The organism is Bacillus basilensis, assembly GCF_050630465.1.
Taxonomy (GTDB): domain Bacteria; phylum Bacillota; class Bacilli; order Bacillales; family Bacillaceae_G; genus Bacillus_A; species Bacillus_A basilensis.
Window position 1 is genome coordinate 352866 of sequence record NZ_JBNTQO010000004.1, and the last position, 20660, is coordinate 373525.

At 37.4% G+C, this 20660-nt stretch carries 23 protein-coding genes; 11 read left to right on the top strand and 12 right to left on the bottom strand.

Annotation, left to right across the window (positions count from 1 at the left end):
- The first annotated feature begins 102 nt into the window (after positions 1–102).
- Positions 103–1692 carry a malate synthase A gene (aceB, locus tag ACQVV1_RS11160; protein WP_431168877.1) on the top strand — a complete coding sequence of 530 codons (1590 nt, stop codon included), beginning with the start codon at positions 103–105 and terminating at the stop codon, positions 1690–1692.
- A gap of 23 nt (positions 1693–1715) precedes the next feature.
- Positions 1716–2993 (top strand): isocitrate lyase, encoded by a 1278-nt coding sequence (gene aceA, locus ACQVV1_RS11165; protein WP_060629908.1) that lies wholly within the window; start codon positions 1716–1718, stop codon positions 2991–2993.
- A gap of 120 nt (positions 2994–3113) precedes the next feature.
- Here aceA and ACQVV1_RS11170 read toward each other — a convergent pair whose 3' ends face one another.
- Positions 3114–3905: a phosphotransferase gene (locus ACQVV1_RS11170; RefSeq protein WP_242250948.1), complete on the bottom strand. Its 792-nt coding sequence runs from the start codon at positions 3903–3905 to the stop codon at positions 3114–3116.
- Between the two features lie 19 nt (positions 3906–3924).
- Positions 3925–4419: a DUF6584 family protein gene (locus ACQVV1_RS11175; RefSeq protein WP_431168878.1), complete on the bottom strand. Its 495-nt coding sequence runs from the start codon at positions 4417–4419 to the stop codon at positions 3925–3927.
- Positions 4420–4702: 283 nt separating this feature from the next.
- On the opposite strand from ACQVV1_RS11175, the gene cspA reads away from it, so the two are divergent.
- Positions 4703–4906 (top strand): RNA chaperone/antiterminator CspA, encoded by a 204-nt coding sequence (gene cspA, locus ACQVV1_RS11180; protein WP_000301522.1) that lies wholly within the window; start codon positions 4703–4705, stop codon positions 4904–4906.
- Positions 4907–5007: 101 nt separating this feature from the next.
- Complete coding sequence (locus ACQVV1_RS11185; protein ID WP_063224649.1) at positions 5008–5283, top strand: hypothetical protein; 276 nt, start codon at positions 5008–5010, stop codon at positions 5281–5283.
- A 26-nt stretch (positions 5284–5309) separates the two neighbouring features.
- Here ACQVV1_RS11185 and ACQVV1_RS11190 read toward each other — a convergent pair whose 3' ends face one another.
- Positions 5310–5495: a hypothetical protein gene (locus ACQVV1_RS11190; protein ID WP_431168879.1), complete on the bottom strand. Its 186-nt coding sequence runs from the start codon at positions 5493–5495 to the stop codon at positions 5310–5312.
- A gap of 282 nt (positions 5496–5777) precedes the next feature.
- Between ACQVV1_RS11190 and ACQVV1_RS11195 the strand changes: the two genes are divergently transcribed.
- The 6 genes from ACQVV1_RS11195 (at position 5778) to ACQVV1_RS11220 (ending at position 15501) form a co-directional block, all read left to right on the top strand.
- Positions 5778–6359, top strand: coding sequence for a competence protein ComK (locus tag ACQVV1_RS11195; RefSeq protein ID WP_431168880.1), 582 nt, complete (start codon positions 5778–5780; stop codon positions 6357–6359).
- 274 nt (positions 6360–6633) lie between these two features.
- Positions 6634–7227 (top strand): TVP38/TMEM64 family protein, encoded by a 594-nt coding sequence (locus ACQVV1_RS11200; RefSeq protein WP_000347517.1) that lies wholly within the window; start codon positions 6634–6636, stop codon positions 7225–7227.
- 56 nt (positions 7228–7283) lie between these two features.
- Positions 7284–7847, top strand: a complete 564-nt coding sequence (gene lepB, locus ACQVV1_RS11205; RefSeq protein WP_431168881.1) for a signal peptidase I — start codon at positions 7284–7286, stop codon at positions 7845–7847.
- 116 nt (positions 7848–7963) lie between these two features.
- A complete protein-coding gene (gene addB, locus ACQVV1_RS11210; RefSeq protein ID WP_242250952.1) occupies positions 7964–11479 on the top strand; it encodes a helicase-exonuclease AddAB subunit AddB in 3516 nt (1171 codons plus the stop codon).
- Positions 11476–15201, top strand: coding sequence for a helicase-exonuclease AddAB subunit AddA (addA, locus tag ACQVV1_RS11215; protein WP_431168882.1), 3726 nt, complete (start codon positions 11476–11478; stop codon positions 15199–15201). The genes addB and addA overlap by 4 nt, the downstream gene beginning before the upstream one ends.
- Positions 15202–15213: 12 nt before the next feature.
- A complete protein-coding gene (locus ACQVV1_RS11220; RefSeq protein WP_431168883.1) occupies positions 15214–15501 on the top strand; it encodes an RNA polymerase alpha subunit C-terminal domain-containing protein in 288 nt (95 codons plus the stop codon).
- A 54-nt stretch (positions 15502–15555) separates the two neighbouring features.
- Here ACQVV1_RS11220 and gerPF read toward each other — a convergent pair whose 3' ends face one another.
- The 7 genes from gerPF to ACQVV1_RS11255 all read right to left on the bottom strand — a co-directional run bounded on the left by gerPF (position 15556) and on the right by ACQVV1_RS11255 (position 17817).
- Positions 15556–15771, bottom strand: a complete 216-nt coding sequence (gene gerPF / locus ACQVV1_RS11225; RefSeq protein WP_001141570.1) for a spore germination protein GerPF — start codon at positions 15769–15771, stop codon at positions 15556–15558.
- Between the two features lie 42 nt (positions 15772–15813).
- On the bottom strand, positions 15814–16200 hold the full coding sequence (locus ACQVV1_RS11230) for a spore germination protein GerPE (protein ID WP_063224641.1): 387 nt from the start codon (positions 16198–16200) through the stop codon (positions 15814–15816).
- A gap of 15 nt (positions 16201–16215) precedes the next feature.
- A complete protein-coding gene (gerPD, locus tag ACQVV1_RS11235; RefSeq protein WP_001052807.1) occupies positions 16216–16410 on the bottom strand; it encodes a spore germination protein GerPD in 195 nt (64 codons plus the stop codon).
- A gap of 6 nt (positions 16411–16416) precedes the next feature.
- Positions 16417–17031 carry a spore germination protein GerPC gene (gene gerPC, locus ACQVV1_RS11240; RefSeq protein WP_431168884.1) on the bottom strand — a complete coding sequence of 205 codons (615 nt, stop codon included), beginning with the start codon at positions 17029–17031 and terminating at the stop codon, positions 16417–16419.
- Between the two features lie 67 nt (positions 17032–17098).
- Positions 17099–17305, bottom strand: coding sequence for a spore germination protein GerPB (gene gerPB, locus ACQVV1_RS11245; RefSeq protein ID WP_063224639.1), 207 nt, complete (start codon positions 17303–17305; stop codon positions 17099–17101).
- A 14-nt stretch (positions 17306–17319) separates the two neighbouring features.
- Positions 17320–17541, bottom strand: coding sequence for a spore germination protein GerPA (gene gerPA / locus ACQVV1_RS11250; RefSeq protein ID WP_001111186.1), 222 nt, complete (start codon positions 17539–17541; stop codon positions 17320–17322).
- Positions 17542–17637: 96 nt separating this feature from the next.
- The gene (locus tag ACQVV1_RS11255; RefSeq protein ID WP_063224638.1) at positions 17638–17817 is read right to left on the bottom strand and encodes an aspartyl-phosphate phosphatase Spo0E family protein; all 180 of its coding nucleotides are present in this window, start codon (positions 17815–17817) and stop codon (positions 17638–17640) included.
- 247 nt (positions 17818–18064) lie between these two features.
- Between ACQVV1_RS11255 and ACQVV1_RS11260 the strand changes: the two genes are divergently transcribed.
- Entirely contained in the window at positions 18065–18964 is a 900-nt protein-coding gene (locus ACQVV1_RS11260) for a fumarylacetoacetate hydrolase family protein (protein ID WP_431168885.1), read from the top strand.
- Between the two features lie 33 nt (positions 18965–18997).
- Here the strand turns inward: ACQVV1_RS11260 and ACQVV1_RS11265 are convergent, their stop codons facing one another.
- Complete coding sequence (locus ACQVV1_RS11265; RefSeq protein ID WP_063224636.1) at positions 18998–19282, bottom strand: hypothetical protein; 285 nt, start codon at positions 19280–19282, stop codon at positions 18998–19000.
- Positions 19283–19395: 113 nt separating this feature from the next.
- Positions 19396–20586, bottom strand: coding sequence for an ornithine aminotransferase (rocD, locus tag ACQVV1_RS11270; protein ID WP_063224635.1), 1191 nt, complete (start codon positions 20584–20586; stop codon positions 19396–19398).
- Positions 20587–20660: the final 74 nt, after the last annotated feature.

The following is a 20660-nucleotide window of genomic DNA, read 5'->3' on the forward strand; positions in this document are numbered from 1 at the left end:
AATTAAATTTTCAAAAAAAACTTCCTTTTCTGAAGATTTGTTATATAATATAAAACATAAAATCAAATCTGTTATAAAACAGTTTAAGAAGGGGATGCTAATATGTCGACGCAAACTTCACGGGTTACACTCGTCGGAGAAATGTTATCAGCGTACAACGAAATATTGACACCTGAGGCGCTTAGTTTTTTAAAGGAACTACATGAAAATTTCAATGAGCGCCGCATAGAACTTTTACAAAAGCGTGCGGAGAAACAAAAGAGAATTGATGCAGGAGAGTTTCCGAAGTTTTTAGAAGAAACAAAGCGCATACGTGAAGCGGATTGGACAATTGCTAAATTGCCAAAAGATTTAGAGGATCGCCGCGTAGAGATTACTGGACCAGTAGATAGAAAGATGGTTATTAACGCTTTAAATTCAGGAGCACATCTTTTTATGGCGGATTTTGAAGATTCGAATTCACCAACTTGGGAAAATGCGATTGAAGGTCAAATAAACTTACGAGATGCAGTAAAGGGAACGATTTCACATAAAAATGAAAACGGAAAAGAATATCGTTTGAATAGTAAAACAGCAGTATTAATTGTGCGCCCAAGAGGATGGCATTTAGAAGAAAAACATATGCAAGTTGATGGGAAGAATATGTCTGGTAGCTTAGTAGATTTCGGACTTTATTTTTTCCATAATGCGAAAGCTCTTTTAGCAAAAGGAAGCGGGCCATACTTTTACTTACCGAAAATGGAAAGCTATTTAGAAGCAAGGTTATGGAATGATGTTTTCGTATTTGCTCAAAAATATATCGGTATTCCAAATGGAACGATTAAAGCAACGGTATTACTGGAAACGATTCACGCTTCGTTTGAAATGGATGAAATTTTGTATGAGCTTAAAGATCATTCTGCTGGATTAAATTGCGGAAGATGGGATTATATTTTTAGCTTTCTAAAGGGATTCCGTAATCATAACGACTTTTTACTTCCAGATAGAGCACAAGTCACGATGACGGCGCCGTTTATGCGCGCGTATTCTTTGAAAGTAATTCAAACATGTCATCGTCGTAATGCACCAGCTATTGGAGGAATGGCAGCGCAAATTCCGATTAAAAATAATCCGGAAGCAAATGAAGCTGCTTTTGAAAAAGTGCGTGCTGATAAGGAGCGTGAAGCTTTAGACGGTCATGACGGGACTTGGGTTGCCCACCCGGGACTTGTACCAGTCGCGATGGAAGTATTTAATCACATTATGAAAACACCGAATCAAATTTTTAGAAAACGAGAAGAAATACATGTAACAGAAAAAGATTTACTAGAAGTGCCAGTGGGAACGATTACAGAAGAAGGCCTTCGTATGAATATTAGTGTAGGCATTCAATATATTGCATCTTGGTTAAGCGGACGGGGAGCAGCACCAATTTATAACTTAATGGAAGATGCGGCAACAGCCGAAATTTCTAGGGCACAAGTATGGCAATGGATTCGTCATGAAGGTGGAAAACTAAATGATGGCCGTAATATTACGTTTGAACTAGTGGAAGAGCTAAAAGAAGAAGAATTAGCAAAAATAGAAAGAGAGATTGGTAAAGAAGCCTTTAAGAAAGGGAGATTCCAAGAGGCGACAACGTTGTTTACAAATCTCGTTCGGAATGATGAATTCGTACCATTTTTAACATTACCGGGTTATGAAATTTTATAAAAAGTGAAAAGGGGATGGAACAAATGAAAAACGAAAGAATCGAGAAATTACAAGAGAGCTGGGAACTAGATAATCGCTGGAAAGGGATCACACGTCCATATTCGGCAGAAGATGTAATTCGCCTGCGCGGGTCAATTGATATTGAACATACGTTAGCTCGCCGCGGTGCTGAAAAGCTTTGGGCGTCGCTTCATACGGAAGATTACATTAACGCACTTGGTGCATTAACAGGAAACCAAGCAATGCAACAAGTAAAAGCTGGGTTAAAAGCAATTTATTTAAGTGGCTGGCAAGTAGCGGCTGATGCGAATCTTTCTGGCCATATGTATCCAGACCAAAGTTTATATCCAGCGAACAGTGTACCTGCTGTAGTAAAACGAATTAATCAAACGCTTCAACGTGCGGATCAAATTCAGCATATGGAAGGAAGTGGTGATACAGATTATTTCGTGCCGATTGTAGCAGATGCAGAAGCTGGATTTGGCGGACAATTAAATGTATTTGAACTGATGAAAGGTATGATTGAAGCAGGTGCATCTGGCGTGCATTTTGAAGATCAATTATCTTCAGAGAAGAAATGCGGTCATTTAGGCGGAAAAGTATTACTACCAACGCAAACAGCGGTGCGTAATTTAATTTCTGCACGCCTTGCTGCAGATGTAATGGGAGTGCCGACAATTATCGTTGCAAGAACAGATGCGGATGCGGCAGATTTAATTACGAGCGATATAGATCCTGTTGATAAAGCGTTTATTACAGGAGAAAGAACACCAGAAGGATTTTACCGTACGAAAGCAGGTCTTGATCAAGCGATTGCACGTGGTTTAGCATACGCTCCTTATGCAGACCTCGTTTGGTGTGAAACATCTGAACCAAATTTAGAAGATGCAAAACGATTTGCGGACGCAATTCATAAAGAGCATCCAGGGAAATTGCTTGCATATAACTGTTCACCTTCGTTTAACTGGAAACAAAAACTAGATGAGAAAACAATTGCGAGCTTCCAAAAAGAAATCGCATCTTACGGTTATAAGTTCCAGTTCGTAACACTTGCTGGATTCCACTCATTAAACTACGGCATGTTCGAATTAGCACGAGGCTATAAAGAGCGCGGTATGGCAGCGTACTCTGAACTACAGCAAGCAGAATTCGCAGCAGAAAAACATGGCTACTCTGCAACTCGTCATCAACGAGAAGTAGGAACAGGTTACTTTGATGAAGTAGCACAAGTTATTACAGGCGGTACTTCATCAACGACAGCATTAAAAGGATCCACCGAAGAAGCACAGTTTACGAAATAAAAGGAAGGGGCACCTTTTGAATGGGTGCCTCTTGTTATTTTGTTTGAGATGCGAGAGTAAATGAAATGATATCAACGATTTTTCTAATATATCGACTTACCGACAAAAAAGACAATAGTATCAAATCCACTCAGCTCTATGCTCACGAATAAACTGCATATCTTTTTCATAATGCTCCAGATGTCCTTCATCAATCATTCTTTTGAAATTTAAGTCGCCTTCTTGTGCTTTTCCGTTCATATATGTACATAACGCTTCTAGACGTAGTAGCACCATTCCTAAGTAATCTTCGTCCATACTTTTACCGTAGGACTGGACAAATAATTTCACTCTTTCTTTTATAGAGTCAGCATGTTGTGCCGATTCATAATGAACTGCCTCACCCGATTCTGTATAATACACTCTACTTAAAGGTACACAAGTATACAGCGTATAAGCGATATCCCAAATTCTTGGTCCAGGAGCAGCAACATCGAAATCAATAATGCCTACTGGTTTTTCTTGATTAAAAATAATATTGTATATGGCAAAATCGTTATGGCATAAAACCTCAATGTTATTTGGAGTATGATCCATCGTTTTCCAATCATCGGATAACGGGAAGTCACTTACAGCATCATGATAAAGGCGAAGTATCTTTGCTATTTCTTTTAACGTATCATTAGACCGCATGTATTCTTTTAAAGGATAATTCCCAGCTTCTCCTTCAATAAAAGATAAAATCTCTCTATTTTTCTCATCTATACCTAAAAACTTTGGAGCATGATGAAAACCTTTGTTTTCTAGATGCTGTAATAACTTATGAATTTTTGCACTGTCTGGCTTCAATTCTCGCCGCACAGTATTTTCAGAACGATATACGTTTGAGACGTTTCCGCCAGTTAGTTTTTCTTCGTTAGCGTAGTTTGACATGTAAAAATTCCTCCTATAATTAAAAAATCCAATTCCATATAGTGAATATACCAACAATGGCAGAAAAAAGAAGGAAAGCAAGAAATACTAGACAGCTAAGTGGGACCAACTTATCTTGCCATGTTTCCTGATACTCATAAACTAATTCTTCTACTACTGTTTTCTGTACTAAAGATAAATTTTGATCTTTATCTAACCTCTTTATATGGATAGAATCTCCTTTGAATTTTAAAGCACGTGAAATATGATAAGGATCATTTCCCATTGATTTTTCAAATAATAAACATGATTCATGCATAATGTCTGTTTTATGTTCCTCTAAATACCAGTAACGTCCAGCCATTTCTGGATATTGCAATTTATAATAAATGTCTCCAAGTTGTTTTCGAAGATATAATTCATTCGGGTATGTAGAGATGAGGCCATGTAGTCTATCTCTTGCCTTACCAAGATTATTATTTTCAATATCCTCTTCAATTTTCTTTAATGTTTTTTTAGGGATTTTGGCTGTCATGAATTCCTCCTTATTTGGAATAGAGATGATTATATTTTAAAAGAAATACTAAAAATTAGAAATTCTATTTTTAAAAAAGATTGTACATTTCATTTTAAATATGCTATGATAATGTCAGTTGAATAGTTAAATTAAGCAATCCATATATTATCAAGTGCTGAAAACGAACGAGAAAAAGTATGTGAGAACTAGTTTATGTTTCGTATTTGATAATGTGTGGATTCTTTTTTTAGATAGGAAAACTAAAAAAATTAAAAATGTATTTTCTTAGGAGGAAATAATCATGGCAGTAACAGGACAAGTAAAATGGTTTAACAACGAAAAAGGCTTCGGTTTCATCGAAGTTCCAGGCGAAAACGACGTATTCGTACATTTCTCTGCAATCGAAACTGAAGGTTTCAAATCTCTAGAAGAAGGTCAAAAAGTTAGCTTCGAAATCGAAGAAGGTAACCGTGGACCTCAAGCTAAAAACGTAATCAAACTATAATTTTATAGTTTATTATGGAAAAAAGGATGGCTGCTGCCATCCTTTTTTTTGTTGTCATATACGAGCATAATGATTATATTAGGGGAAAACGGGGGATATATATGATCGAGAGGTATACAAATGAAGTAATACTCGATGTTCGCAGGGGAAATAAAGAAGACTTACACAATACGATTGAAGAGATAAAAGCATATGCGAAAACGTATGAACATGATAAAGTGACCTTAATTGATTTGAAGAAATCGCATTCTTCTGTTTTGGATGAGGAGCGATATATAGTTCTCTTACAAATTAAAAGAGATACAGAGAATCTTGGAAGAAAATATGAATATGAAGAAGAAAAAATCGTCGGTTTTTTTGAGGATGAAGAAGAGTAAAAGGTCTTCCAAAAATGGAAGGCCTTTTACTCTTCTTTTTCAACTTTTTTCTTCTCGCGTTTTTTACATTCAGAGCATTTCGATTTACGAAAAGGTTTTGCAAAGAATAGTAGTAGGAAAAATAAGCCGAAAATAATACTAGCTGAGTTTTTCACAATCACTATGCTACTATTTTTCATTTGAATCGTGGGTTGAATTTCTTTTTCTTCCATAGTGGACCTCCATATATTGGATTTTTCTTTTAATTATAGCAAAGTTAATTGTCGTAATGATACGAAATGAGGAAGCAATTGTAAATATTTATTAATAGTATAAATACAGTTTATGTGGATTTTTATTATTTAATCACTATATTTGTTTTTTATAATTTAAAAGAAATTTGATAAATGATAAAGTATTGTAAAAAAGCGGAATCTGTAAGCCATTTCCTTTTCATAGATGCTAAAATTATACATGCAGCTGCTAAAATAAATGGAAAAAGGAGATAGTGGAATATGGAAAGTAAAGTGGAACGCTATGTCGAAAACTACGTTGTTAATAAAAATACAATGGCCTTACTTCCTGTAATTCTCAGTGAAAAGAAAATTGTTACGCGAGTTGTTGAAGTGCAAGACTCTTTTTTCGTATTTCAAAAGCCTCTAGATATTATAGAAAGAAGTTGCCGCAAGCATGGTTCTAGTTTTTTAGGCAGAAAAGAAGGAACGAAAGAGTTAACTCATATTACACATAAAGCGCCGATTGCCATTAGTCCGACCGATCAAATTTATTTTTTCCCTACCTATTCTTATTCTAGAAAAGAGTGCTCGTGGTTGTCGTACTTTTATATTGAAAGTAATAAAGAATTAAAAGATGGAAACCTTATTATTAGATTTATAAATGGCTTTGCGGTGAAGTTAGAGATATCTAAAACTAGTTTTGAAAATCAACAAAATCGTACAGCGAAATTGCGTACTGAATATGAAGATCGTAGGAAAAAACAAGGGAACCCTTGCTTTAAAGAGATTGATAAAAATGAAGAATCTAGATTAAGACCAGCATATGAGAAAGTGTATTTTGTGAAAGAAGACGAGGTGTGAGAGGATGGGGAACTCCCATCCTTTTTATTTGTTGGTAAGTTGATATATTGGAGAAATCGCACATGCAAAAAAACTGCCATTCCCTAAATAACAAAACGTACGACACGTCCTGTCGAATATTGATAGATTATCATAGCATAATAATGAAGGAATTCTAATGAAAGATATGGAAACTTAATAATTACATCTCCATATGTCGTATCTACCATTTCCTCTTTTATATAAGCAATGATACAGTAGAGGTAGTACTTAGAGTAAAGGGGTAAAGTGTAGAATGGATTTTCAGACAATCAAAGAGTATTTTTCACCAGAAAATATGGATCATATTGTTGAAAGTTATAAAGCGTTCGGACCACTTCTTGGTATTGGTTTACCGATGATAGAGGCGCTAATTCCGGCATTGCCACTCATCGTATTTGTATTGGCGAATGCTGTTGCATTTGGATTTTGGCTCGGTTTTCTTTATTCATGGCTTGGATCAGTAATGGGTGCCTTACTTGTCTTTTTCATTATTCGCCATTTTGGCCGAAGTCGTTTCTTTTCTTTTGTAAATAAGCATGAGAGAGTACGAAAGGCAATGGGATGGATTGAAAGGAAAGGGTTCGCACCGATTTTCGTCATATTTTGTTTTCCGTTTACACCGTCTGCGCTTATAAACGTTGTCGCTGGTTTATCTCGCATAAGTGTAAAGCAGTTTGGCCTCGCGCTTGCGTTCGGAAAGCTTGTGATGATTTTTATTTTAACGTATATCGGTCATGATTTAATGTCATTTATTCATAATCCAGTGAAATCAGTCATTGTAGCAATTGGTATTTTTATTTTATGGTATGTCGGTAAGAAAATTGAAGTAAAGTTAGAACTACATTAAGAATAGTCTTCTTTGTAAAGGAAAGCTTCATGATTAAAGGATAAGGGGAGAAGCGGATGAAGAAAACTTTGAAAAAAGAAGGCATAGAGTGGATACGAACAATTTTAATTGGTGTATTATTAGCTGTATTTTTTCGAACGTTTTTCTTTTCAACGTACGTTGTAGAGGGGAAGTCAATGATGCCGACATTACAAGATGGCAATATGCTCGTTGTAAATAAGGTGAGTTATCAAGTGGGGGACTTGAATAGGTTTGATGTTGTTGTGTTTCATGCGAATAAAAAAGAGGACTACGTAAAACGAATTATCGGTTTACCTGGGGATCAAATTGAATATAAGCATGATAAACTATATATAAACGGACAATTCGTGGATGAACCTTATTTAGAAACGTATAAGAAAGAGATAGATGGACGACAACTAACAGGTGATTTTAAACTAGAAGAGTTAACGAAAGAAAAAACGGTGCCACCGGGATATATTTTTGTGGTAGGTGATAATCGCCTCGGGAGTTGGGATAGTAGACACTTTGGGTTTGTAAAAGCTGATACAGTTGTCGGTAAAGTTGATTTACGATATTGGCCACTTCAAGAGGTGCAAACGAATTTTTCAAAAGGTTGATATAATAGGTAGAAGTATAGAAAAAGACAAACTACTCTGTTTGTCTTTTTTCGTGTCCTATAATACAATTATAGTAGCAAACTAACGTTCGTTATGTAAGTGAAAGGTGGGGTTACATGTCACTTCGATTTGTGATTGGTAGAGCGGGAAGTGGAAAAAGTACACTTTGTTTACACGAAGTGCAAGAAGAGTTAAAGCAGCGTCCAAGAGGGAAAACAATATTATATCTTGTGCCAGAACAGATGACATTCCAAACGCAGCAGGCGTTAATTGGTAGTGAGGATGTTAGAGGTTCTATTCGGGCACAAGTTTTTAGTTTTTCACGGTTAGCGTGGAAGGTATTGCAAGAAGTTGGTGGAGCGAGTCGTCTTCACATTGATGAAGCGGGCGTACATATGTTACTTCGTAAAATTGTAGAGTCTCGTAAAGATGGATTATCGGTGTTCCAAAAGGCAGCGGAGCAAAACGGTTTTTTTGAACATCTTGGCAGCATGATTGCGGAGTTTAAACGATATAACGTGACGCCATCTAACGTATATGAAATGTGGCAACAATTAGATGCACATAGTAGCAGTGCCGAACAAAAGCTATTAGCGAATAAAGTGTATGATTTACAATTACTATATGATGATTTTGAGCGTGCTTTAATCGGAAAATATTTAGATTCAGAAGACTACCTGCAATTGCTAGTCGAAAAGCTTCCGCAGTCTGAATATGTAAATCAGGCTGAAATTTATATAGATGGATTTCATTCGTTTTCACCGCAAGAGCTAGAAATTGTAAGACAGCTTATGATTTGCGGAGCGAGAGTTACGATTACGTTAACGATAGATGAAAAGACGTTAGCACAGCCAGTAAATGAACTAGATCTATTTTATGAAACGACGTTAACGTATGAAAAAATAAAACAAGTAGCACGTGAAGAGAAGATAGAAATTGAAAAAACGATTCCGCTTATGGAACAGCCACGTTTTCATTCGCAAGCATTAGCGCATTTAGAAACGCATTACGAAGCACGTCCAAATGAAAAGTTTCACGGTGAAGCGAGTGTAACGATTAGTACAGCAGCTAATTTGCGAGCTGAAGTAGAAGGTGTTGCTCGTGAAATTCGTAGACTTGTGGCGGACGAAGATTATCGTTACCGCGATATTGCAGTTCTTCTTCGTAACGGGGAAAGTTATTACGATGTGATGCGAACGTTATTTACAGATTATAATATCCCGCACTTCATCGATGAAAAACGACCGATGTCACATCATCCGCTAGTAGAATGCATTCGGTCAGCACTCGAGATTATTAGCGGGAATTGGCGTTATGATGCAGTGTTTCGCTGCGTGAAAACAGAGCTTTTATATCCATTAGACGTAAGAAAAGAAGCAATGCGCGAAGAGATGGATGAGTTTGAAAACTACTGTTTAGCGTACGGTGTACAAGGGAAGAGATGGATTTCTGAGGATCCGTGGATGTATCGACGCTATCGTTCTCTTGACGATACGAACGGGATGATTACAGACAGTGAACGTGAAATGGAAGAGAAAATAAATCGATTGCGCGACGTTGTAAGAACGCCTGTTATTCGTATGCAAAAAAGACTGAAGCGTGCGGGAACAGTTATGCAAATGTGTGAAGCTGTTTACTTATTTTTAGAAGAGCTGGATGTTCCGAAAAAACTAGAAGCATTACGTATTCGTGCAGAAGAGAGCGGCGATTTCTTATTTGCGACAGATCATGAGCAAGTATGGGAAGAAGTAATGAGTCTTCTTGATACGTTCGTTGAGATGCTTGGCGAAGAGAAAATGTCACTTTCTATGTTCACAGACATTATGTCGACAGGTCTTGAGGCGCTTCAATTCGCAAACATTCCGCCGTCATTAGACCAAGTGTTAATTGCTAACATTGATCGTTCTAGGTTATCAAATGTGAAAGCAACATTCGTCATTGGGGTAAATGAAGGTGTCATTCCAGCAGCACCTATGGATGAAGGTATGCTTTCTGATGAGGAAAGAGATGTTCTTGGTGCGGCAGGAATTGAATTAGCACCAACGACGAGACAAACTTTATTAGAAGAACAGTTCGTTATGTACCAAATGGTAACGAGAGCAACTGAGAAATTATATATTTCCTGTCCGCTCGCAGACGAAGAAGGAAAGACGTTACTTGCGTCTAGCTTTATTAAGAAAATAAAAAGAATGTTCCCTGATGTGAAAGAATCGTTTATTACGAATGACGTAAATGATTTATCACGTTCGGAACAAATTTCATACGTAGCAACGCCAGAAGTAACGTTGTCATATGTTATGCAGCAACTTCAAACGTGGAAACGATATGGATTTGAAGGGAATTTAGACTTTTGGTGGGATGTATATAATTTCTACGTCACTTCAGATGAATGGAAGCAAAAAAGTAGCCGCGTGCTATCAAGTTTATTCTACCGAAATCGTGCGCAGAAATTAAGCACAGTTGTAAGTAGAGATTTATACGGAGATACAATTAAGGGAAGCGTCTCTCGTATGGAACTATTTAACCGTTGTGCGTACGCTCATTTCGCGCAGCACGGTTTATCATTAAGAGAGCGTGATATTTTCAAATTGGATGCGCCGGATATCGGGGAATTATTCCATGCAGCGCTGAAGAGAATTGCAGACAGGCTATTACGTGAGAACCGTACTTGGGCGGATTTATCAATAAAAGAGTGTGAACATCTTTCTGCTGTAGTAATAGAAGAAATTGCACCGTTATTACAAAGACAAATTTTATTAAGCTCAAATCGTCATTTCTATTTAAAACAAAAACTACAACAAATTATTTTCCGTACGTCAATTATTCTGCGTGAACATGCGAAGTCGAGCGGTTTCGTACCAGTTGATTTAGAAGTGCCATTCGGTATGGGCGGTACAGGATCACTTCCGCCGATGGAATTCTCATTACCAAATGGTGTGAAGATGGAAGTAGTTGGTCGTATTGACCGTGTTGATAAGGCAGAAGACGAAAACGGGACATTCCTACGTATTATTGACTATAAATCAAGTTCAAAAGCGTTAGACTTAACGGAAGTGTATTACGGATTAGCTCTTCAAATGTTAACGTATTTAGATGTTGTTACTTCAAATGCACAGACGTGGATGAAAAAAGGCGGCACAGCATCACCAGCTGGTGTATTGTATTTCCACATTCATAACCCAATCGTTGAGGTGAAAGGTGACGCATCTGAAGCAGAAATTGAAAAGGAAATTTTAAAGAAATTCAAAATGAAAGGGCTCGTACTAGGAGATGCTGACGTTGTTCGTTTAATGGATAACAAACTTTCAACAGGAAGCTCAGATATTATTTCTGCTGGTTTGAAAAAAGACGGTAGCTTTAGTGCGCGTTCTAGCATTGCAAGTGAACAAGAGTTTAACGTACTCCAAAAATACGTACACCATACGTTTGAAAATATCGGAAAAGATATTACAGAAGGTGTAATCGATATTGCTCCTTACAAAAAGGGGAATAAAGCGGCGTGTACGTTCTGTAACTTCAAATCGGTTTGTCAGTTCGATGAATCACTTGAAGATAATCAATTCCGTACGTTAAAAGATATGAAAGATAGTGAAGCGATGGAGAAAATTAGAGAGGAGGTTGGCGGAGAATGATAGAAAATTGGCCTAAAAAACCAGAAGGAAGTCAATGGACAGATGACCAGTGGAAAGCCGTTGTAGCGAACGGACGTGATATTTTAGTAGCAGCAGCAGCCGGATCAGGTAAAACAGCAGTATTAGTTGAACGTATTATTAAAAAGATTATAAACGAAGAAAACCCAGTCGATGTCGACCGCCTGCTCGTTGTAACATTTACAAATGCAGCGGCGCAAGAGATGAAAAATAGAATCGGAGAAGCGTTAGAAAAAGTATTAATTGATGAACCAGGATCTCAGCACGTAAGAAAGCAGCTGAGCCTATTAAATAAAGCTTCTATTTCGACGATCCATTCATTTTGTTTACAAGTCATTAGAGGATACTATTACATGCTTGATGTGGATCCTCGTTTCCGCATTGCGAATCAAACAGAAAACGAATTATTAAAAGAAGAAGTGTTAGATGACATATTAGAAGAAGAGTATGGAATTGAAGATAATGCGATATTCTTTGAACTCGTTGATCGTTATACGAGTGACCGTAGTGACGATGATTTACAGCGTATGATTTTAGCGCTTCATACAGAATCAAGAGCACATCCAAATCCGGAAAAATGGCTTGATAAATTAGTAGAGGCATACGATGTGGAAGGAAAGACAATTGAAGATTTAGTATATGCTTCGTATTTATTAGAAGATGTGAAATTCCAGATTGAAACGGCGGAAGCGCATATTCGTAAAGCGACTGAACTTGCAATGCATCCTGACGGTCCAGCACCTCGCGTTGAAACCCTGCAAACAGACTTAGCTTTACTTGGAACGTTATCATCAGCTGCTCGTGAGTCATGGACAAGTGTGTATGAAGCGATGCAAAGTGTATCGTGGCAAACGTTAAAACGGATTAAGAAAAGTGATTACAACGAGGATGTTGTAAAACAAGTAGACTCTCTTCGTAATAAAGCGAAAGATGAAGTAAAGAAATTGCAAGAAGAGCTATTTAGCCGCAGACCTGAAAGTTTCTTGCGAGATTTTCAAGATATGCATCCTGTATTAGAAAAACTCGTACAGCTTGTAAAAGTATTTACAGAGCGTTTCCAAGCGATGAAGCGAGATAAAGGCATGGTCGATTTCACAGATTTAGAGCATTTCTGTTTACAAATTTTAAGTGAACAAAGTGAAGATGGTGAAATGAAGCCATCAGCAGTAGCGCTTCAATATCGTAATAAATTTGCTGAAGTATTAGTCGATGAATATCAAGATACGAACTTCGTACAAGAATCGATTATTAAATTCGTAACGAAAGACTCAGAGAGTGAAGGAAACTTGTTCATGGTAGGTGACGTGAAGCAGTCGATTTATCGTTTCCGATTAGCAGAACCAGGACTATTCTTAGGAAAATATAAACGTTTCACGCAAGAAGGATTGGGCGGCGGAATGAAAATTGATTTAGCGAAAAACTTCCGTAGTCGTCATGAAGTGCTAGCAGGCACGAACTTCATCTTCAAACAAATTATGGGCGAAGAAGTTGGGGAAATCGATTACGATGCTGACGCTGAATTAAAGTTAGGTGCTAGCTACCCAGAAGGTGAAGATGTAGCGGCTGAGCTATTATGTATTCAGCAAACGGAAGAAGAAGTACTAGACGGTGAAGAAGGTGCGGAAGTAGAAAAGGCACAGCTTGAAGCTCGTCTTATGGCGCAGCGCATTAAAGCGATGGTCGATTCAGGTTATGAAGTGTATGATCGTAAAACGGATAGTATGCGCCCTGTACAATACCGCGACTTCGTTATTTTACTTCGCTCCATGCCGTGGGCGCCGCAAATTATGGAAGAGTTAAAACTGCAAGGAATTCCAGTATACGCTGATCTTGCGACTGGTTACTTTGAAGCGACAGAAGTAAATATTATGATGAACGTCTTCCGCGTTATCGATAATCCGATGCAAGATATTCCGCTTGCAGCAGTGCTTCGTTCACCGATCGTTGGATTAAATGATGAAGAACTTGCGACGCTTCGTGCTCACGGAAAGAAAGGTTCGTTTTATGAAGTAATGAGCTCATTCTTAAAAGGGGCACCACTTGAAGAAGAGCAAGAACTACATGATAAATTAGAGTGGTTCTATAACTTACTGCAAGGATGGCGTGAATTCGCGCGTCAACAGTCACTTTCTGATTTAATTTGGAAAGTGTACGGTGAGACAGGTTATTACGATTTCGTTGGTGGTTTACCAGCTGGAAAGCAAAGGCAAGCAAACCTGCGTGTACTATATGACCGCGCGAGACAATATGAAGCAACATCATTTAGAGGGTTATTCCGCTTCTTACGCTTTATTGAGCGTATTTTAGAACGCGGTGATGATATGGGTACAGCGAGAGCTTTAGGTGAACAAGAAGACGTCGTTCGCATTATGACGATTCATAAAAGTAAAGGACTTGAGTTCCCAGTCGTATTTGTAGCTGGACTTGGTCGTCGTTTTAATACACAAGATTTAATGAAACGTTTCTTACTGCATAAAGACTTCGGTTTCGGTTCGCAGTTCATTGATCCGCGTAAACGAATTAAATATACGACATTATCGCAACTAGCAATTAAGCGTAAAATGAAAATGGAATTAATCGCGGAAGAAATGCGCGTATTATACGTAGCATTAACGCGTGCAAAAGAGAAGTTAATTTTAATCGGAACAGTGAAAGATGCAACTAAGGAAATGGAGAAATGGCTTGATGCGAGGGAGCATAGTGAATGGTTATTACCAGATCATATACGTGCCGGGGCATCTTGTTATTTAGACTGGATTGCACCTTCATTATATAGACATCGTGATAGTGAAATGCTTCTTGAATTAGGACAAGGAAGCATTCCAGATGAAGTTTATGGGTATGACACTAGCTGGAAAGTAGAAGTTGTAGACGGTAACACGTTACTTGCACCAGAGCCAGTTCAAGAAGAGAAGCAAGAGTTGTTAGAAGCACTTCGTGAGAAAAAGGCTGTTCCGTTAGAAAGTGAACGGAAAGAAGAAGTGTACGATAGATTAATGTGGAAGTATGGATATGAGGAAGCGACATCTCATCGTGCGAAGCAATCTGTTACAGAAATAAAGAGAAATTATCAATCTGAAGAAGGTAGCGATAACGCCTTTATTAAAAAACTACGTGCGCCAATTAAAACACGTCCACGCTTTATGGAGAAGAAAGGGCTAACATACGCAGAGCGCGGAACAGCAGTCCATGCTGTTATGCAACATGTTGATTTGAAGAAGCCGATTACGATTGAAGTTCTTCAAGAGCAAATTGCTGGAATGGTAAATAAGGAATTATTAACATTTGAGCAGGCGGAAGAAATTACGATTGAAAAAGTCATTTCATTCTTTGACAGTGACCTAGGTAAAAGGGTATTAGCGGCGAAAAGTGTTGAGCGTGAAGTACCCTTTACGATGATGCTTGCAGCAGAAGAAGCATATCAAGATTGGCAAGGGAAGAGCGACGAAACGATTCTTGTCCAAGGTGTTATCGACTGTATGATTGAAGAGGAAGATGGCATCACGTTAATCGACTTTAAAACGGATACGATTGAAGGGAAGTTCCCAGGTGGATTCGATCAAGCGAAACCAATTTTAGAAGAGCGATATAAAGTGCAGCTTTCGCTATATGCAAAAGCACTCGAGAAAAGCTTACAACATCCTGTAAAAGAGAAATGTTTATACTTCTTTGATGGCAATCACGTTATAAAAGTTGAAGAATAGAGGGACTTGCAAATGGCAACGGAAAAAACGTTAAGAACTTGTGAAAAGGGACATGAGTATTATAAAAGTAGCGATTGTCCAATTTGCCCAACCTGTGAGAAAGAGAAAATGCCAAAAGAAGGTTTTCTTTCTCTTCTTTCAGCGCCAGCAAGAAGGGCGCTAGAGCATCACGGAATTTATACTGTAGAAGAACTCTCAAAGTATAGCGAGAAAGAAATATTAAAACTACATGGTATGGGACCCGCATCTTTACCTAAATTGAGAGCGGTTCTAGAGGAAAAAGGATTATCATTTAAATAAAATTGTAATTTCGTGTAGAAAGAAGAAAAAAGTAGGAGATATCTCCTACTTTTTTTATGCTGTTCCAATCTGATCTTGATCGGCCACATCAGAATCGAACGTATTTGTTGCACTAACACCACTAAACGTATTTACGACAAATCCAACGTTAGAAGCTCCAGATCCATTATACGCTTTCGTGTTTTCTTTCGGAGACACGTTATAAAAATCTCCTAAATTGAAAGAGCCATTACTGTTTTGAACGACGAGATTTCCAACAACAGAAGGCATACCATCCACCTACTTTACTCAGCTTTTTAATTACTATATGAATTATTGAGCGGAAGGTTCATCCGTAATATATTGGCGGATTTGCATAATACGAGAGTTATTGAAAGCATAATCAACATTTCCGATTTGAAAGCAACCGGAATTTAAAAGTGTTCGTAATTCAACATCCTTCACTTCAATAAAGGGACATTCATTTACAATGTTTAGTTTTACATCTGTCGAACGTTTTGGGATTGTGATGTGTTCATCTGTAAAAATTTCAAATGCATCTAAGCGACCTTCGTCTTTTATATAGCAAGGAAATTCCCTGTGGACGGCAAGAGCCCTACTTTTTAATTCCATTTGATTTGCGTCTCCCACTTGAAACACGGCAGTAATCCCTAAAGAAATAATAGAAACATTTTGGACAACAGACACATGATGCAACATAATTTCTCAGCCTCCTTAACCTGGAGTAGGAGGGACGTCTGTTACTAACGGTACAAACGGACCCTCTGTTACAGTTTCAAACGGTGTATCAAGAATAGAGGATAGAATGAGGAGATTCGCATCTCCAATTAAAAAGAGTGCGGATGACGATACACCGTTCATTTTAATCTGTCCGACTTTTAATTCACGATTGACAACGTTAAGGTTCATACATACTTACTCCTTTCGGAAATTGCCCGGTATGTGTTGAATAAAAGAGAGGAAGGCTTTATCGATATCATGTTTCATTGCTTGAATAATGATATCTCGTAAATAATCTGGATCTGTTGAAATCCCTTCATATGATTGCGCTTGTGATAAATAATAAGGAAGTCTATGCTCCATCTGTTTTTTTATGTCATCAACCATCATTTGTCGGTACATTTCATCGAGCGGTGTTCTCTCTTCTTGTTCAAAATGGAGAATTCGATTATATGCTTCTTCATCTAAGTAACGATGCATTTCTTGAAGGATTCCTTGGTAAAAATCTGGATTGGTGTCAGTTTCAGGATTGACCTTCAAAGTTTCTGTATCAACTTGAAAATCCTCAATTTGTTGTCCTTTGGCTGAAAACGGGTTTAAACCAATATTTAAAGTACCATTTAAATTTTCTACTTTTAATTGATCGAATTTGTATTCCACTTTTCCTATAGAAGAGGAGGGGCGATTTTTTAATTCGTTAAGCTCTTCTTGGAGTTGGCGCACTTGATCTTCCAAATTCAGGATGACTGCTTGTTGTGTTTGAAGAGCTTGCTGAAGTTGGTGTAAGTAAGTATATATATCTTGATTCATTTGTGAAACCTCCTTTTCAATAGGGAGGGTAAATATATTCCTGCTATATATTTATGACAAGGATGTCTTAAGAAGAACTAGTTGATGGTTTGATAGAAATAATTTGTCCTTTCGACTGTAATGGGCGAAGAGGCTCTGTAAATCCGCCAGTATTTGAGAATTTAGATAGAGCTTTAATACTTCCAGCAGTACCAATTTGGAATACGGAAGAGGTTGTAATACTATCAATTTTAATGCTATTGATGATAATGCTTTGGTTTACATAAAAGTTCAACACAATCGCCTCCTTTAAGTTGAACCAATTATCGCTTGATCAACGATATCTGAATCATTAACAGTCGTTGCGCTTTGATAATTGTAGACAGAAACGTTATCTCCAACGTTAAAAGAGCCGGCCCCGGCGAAAGCACGTGAATAACTAATAGGCCTAATTGCAAATACATCCCCAATATGAAAAATACCACTTGATCCAATATTGACGATACGAATATGTCCGACCATAGCTGGCATACAAAACACCCTTCGTTTTTAAAATTTTCTTTTCTACTATTGTATGGGCGTTTTCAATAAAATGTGTATTTTTTTGAAATAAAAGAAACACACACGTTATTGCGTGTGTGTATCGAGTGTTTGATTAGTGTTAAAATCCGTATGTACATGCCAAATTGCATTTAAGAGCCTGTCCAGTTCTTGGCTACAATCTACTGTTTTTTGAGAAGTCATTCCATAGCGTTCAGCAAAATAAATCATTTTTTCACGTTTTTTTTCAATCGCTTGCTCAAACATTGAAATCGGCTCCATCTCTAAATGAAATTTTTAGTATATATGTAGTACATATTATACAAAAATCCCATAAAAAAGAAACGTCTTCGCTAAAAAAAGTAAAATTTCTACATTTTATGCCAAATGATAAAGGAGTAACGAATAGAATATGCGAAGAATATTGTAAAAATTAGCGTGCATGAGAAGGTTTTTTTCTTGCAGATGCGAATACAATTAAAAGGTATGAGTTTTAGGATGGAGAGTGGAAATATTGCGTTTGGTAACGGCGAAAAAAGAAGAAAAGGTATTTGTAGGTATTGTAGATGAAGAGAGAGAAAAGGTATTGCACTTAAGGGAAGCGCAAAGGCAAAAGGGAGAAAAGGTTACAATCCCTATTACAATGTTAGAGTGTATTGAAAGAGGAACCGAATGTTTTGAAAAAATATGTGATATTGTAAATTGGACGAAGGAAAATGAAGGAACGGCGTATTATCCGTTAACTGAGGTGAAAATATTAGCACCCATTCCAAGGCCAAGGAAGAATATTCTTTGCGTTGGAAAAAATTATCGTGAGCATGCGATAGAAATGGGCGGAGTAGAGTCCATTCCAGAAAATATAATGATCTTTACGAAAGCGCCAACGACAGTTATTGGAATGGATGAAAAAATTAATAGTCATCCTCACGCAACAAATGAACTAGACTATGAAGGCGAACTAGCTATCATCATTGGTAAGCGAGGGAAACAAATAAAAAAAGAAAAAGCGCTTGAGCATGTTTTTGGTTATACCATTATAAATGATATAACTGCTCGCGACATTCAAAGGAAGCATAAACAATTTTTCCTTGGAAAAAGTTTCGATACATTTTGTCCGATGGGACCGTATTTAATTCATAAATCAATGGTTAGTGAGCCGAATGCGTTACACATTGAAACGATAGTAAATGGGGAAGTAAGACAAACTTCAAATACAAATAAAATGATTTTTTCAATAGAAGAAATTATTTCAACGATAAGTAAAGGAATGACGTTAGAACCAGGAGATATTATCGCAACAGGAACGCCGGCTGGTGTCGGAAAAGGTTTCACACCACCGAAGTTTTTGCATGCTGGTGATGAAGTGGTCATTACAGTAGAAGGAATTGGTACTTTGCGAAATATAGTGAAATGAAAAAAAGAGCTATCTTATCGAAGATAGCTTTTTTTATGGTCTTGGGTTATAGAGATAATCGATAACGGAAAAAGTGTAAAGACCAATAAATGCAAGCGTGCAAATGCCCAATAGTATAACCGTAAGTGCGCTTTTTTCTCGGCCAAATCCAATAATAGTAAGAATAACAGCAGTCCAAAATGATGCTTTCAGTAGTGTGAATGTAGTAGAAGTTAAGTAGTGACTAAGCAAAGTTGTGGAAAGTAGGAAGCCAAAGAATGTAACTAAAATAAAAGACGTAGCTAAATAGTTAATATGTTTGCCATATCTTAATAACAATATATCGTACCTCCTTTACAGAATGTAAATACAGAAAATTACAATTTTATTTTAGTATAAATCAATATAAAAATAAAGAGGTTGTCCTAACATGTAGGACAACCTCTTTATTATTACGATAATACCGCTTTAATTTTTTGGAATGCCCACTCTAAATCTTCTTCAGAGATTACTAGAGGTGGTGCGATACGAATTACGTTTTCGTGTGTTTCTTTACATAAAAGACCAGCTGCTTTTAGTTGTTCACAGTAAGGACGAGCTGGCTCGTTTAATTCGATACCGATGAATAAACCTTTACCGCGAACTTCAGTGATCATTGGGTTATCAATTTCTTTTAATTGCCCAACTAATTTTTCACCTAATTGAAGAGAACGCTCTGTTAATTTTTCTTCTTCTAACACTTCAAGAGCTGCGATAGAAACAGCACATGCAAGTGGGTTACCACCGAATGTAGAACCGTGAGAACCTGGCTCAAATACGCCTAAAATGTCGCGGTTTGCTGCTACGCAAGAGATTGGGAATACGCCGCCACCAAGAGCTTTACCAAGTATGTACATATCAGGAGTTATACCGTCCCAGTCACAAGCAAATACTTTACCAGTACGGCCTAAGCCTGTTTGGATTTCATCTGCTACGAATAAAACGTTTTCTTTTTTACATACTGCAAGAGCTTCTTTTAAGAAACCAGCTGGTGGGATATTAATTCCTGCTTCACCTTGGATTGGTTCTAAAATGAATGCAGCTGTGTTTGGTGTAATAGCAGCTTTTAATGCTTCTAAATCACCGTAAGGAATTACGATAATGCCAGGAAGCATTGGGCCGAATCCACGCTTGTACTCTTCGTTTGAAGACATAGAAACAGCACCCATTGTACGTCCGTGGAAGTTATCTTCACAAACGATGATTTCAGCACGGTTTGCTTCTACTTTCTTCACGTCATAAGCCCAGCGGCGAGCTGTTTTAATTGCAGTTTCAACAGCTTCTGCACCTGTATTCATTGGAAGTACCATTTCTTTATTAGTTAGTTTCGCAACTTTTTCGTACCAAGGACCTAATTGATCGCTATGGAAAGCACGAGAAGTTAACGTAACACGATTAGCTTGGTCAATTAAAGCGTTAATGATTTTTGGGTGACGATGACCTTGGTTTACTGCAGAATATGCACTTAATAAGTCCATATAACGGTTTCCTTCAGGATCTTCTACCCAAACGCCTTCTGCTTTAGAAATAACGATTGGAAGTGGGTGATAGTTATTTGCTCCGTATGTGTCTGTAAGTTCGATAATATCCTTAGTTTGAATCATGATTGTTCCCCCTTTTGTTATTACAAGAAGTTTGTAAATACTCTAAATATTATATCATTTAAATGTAAAAAAGC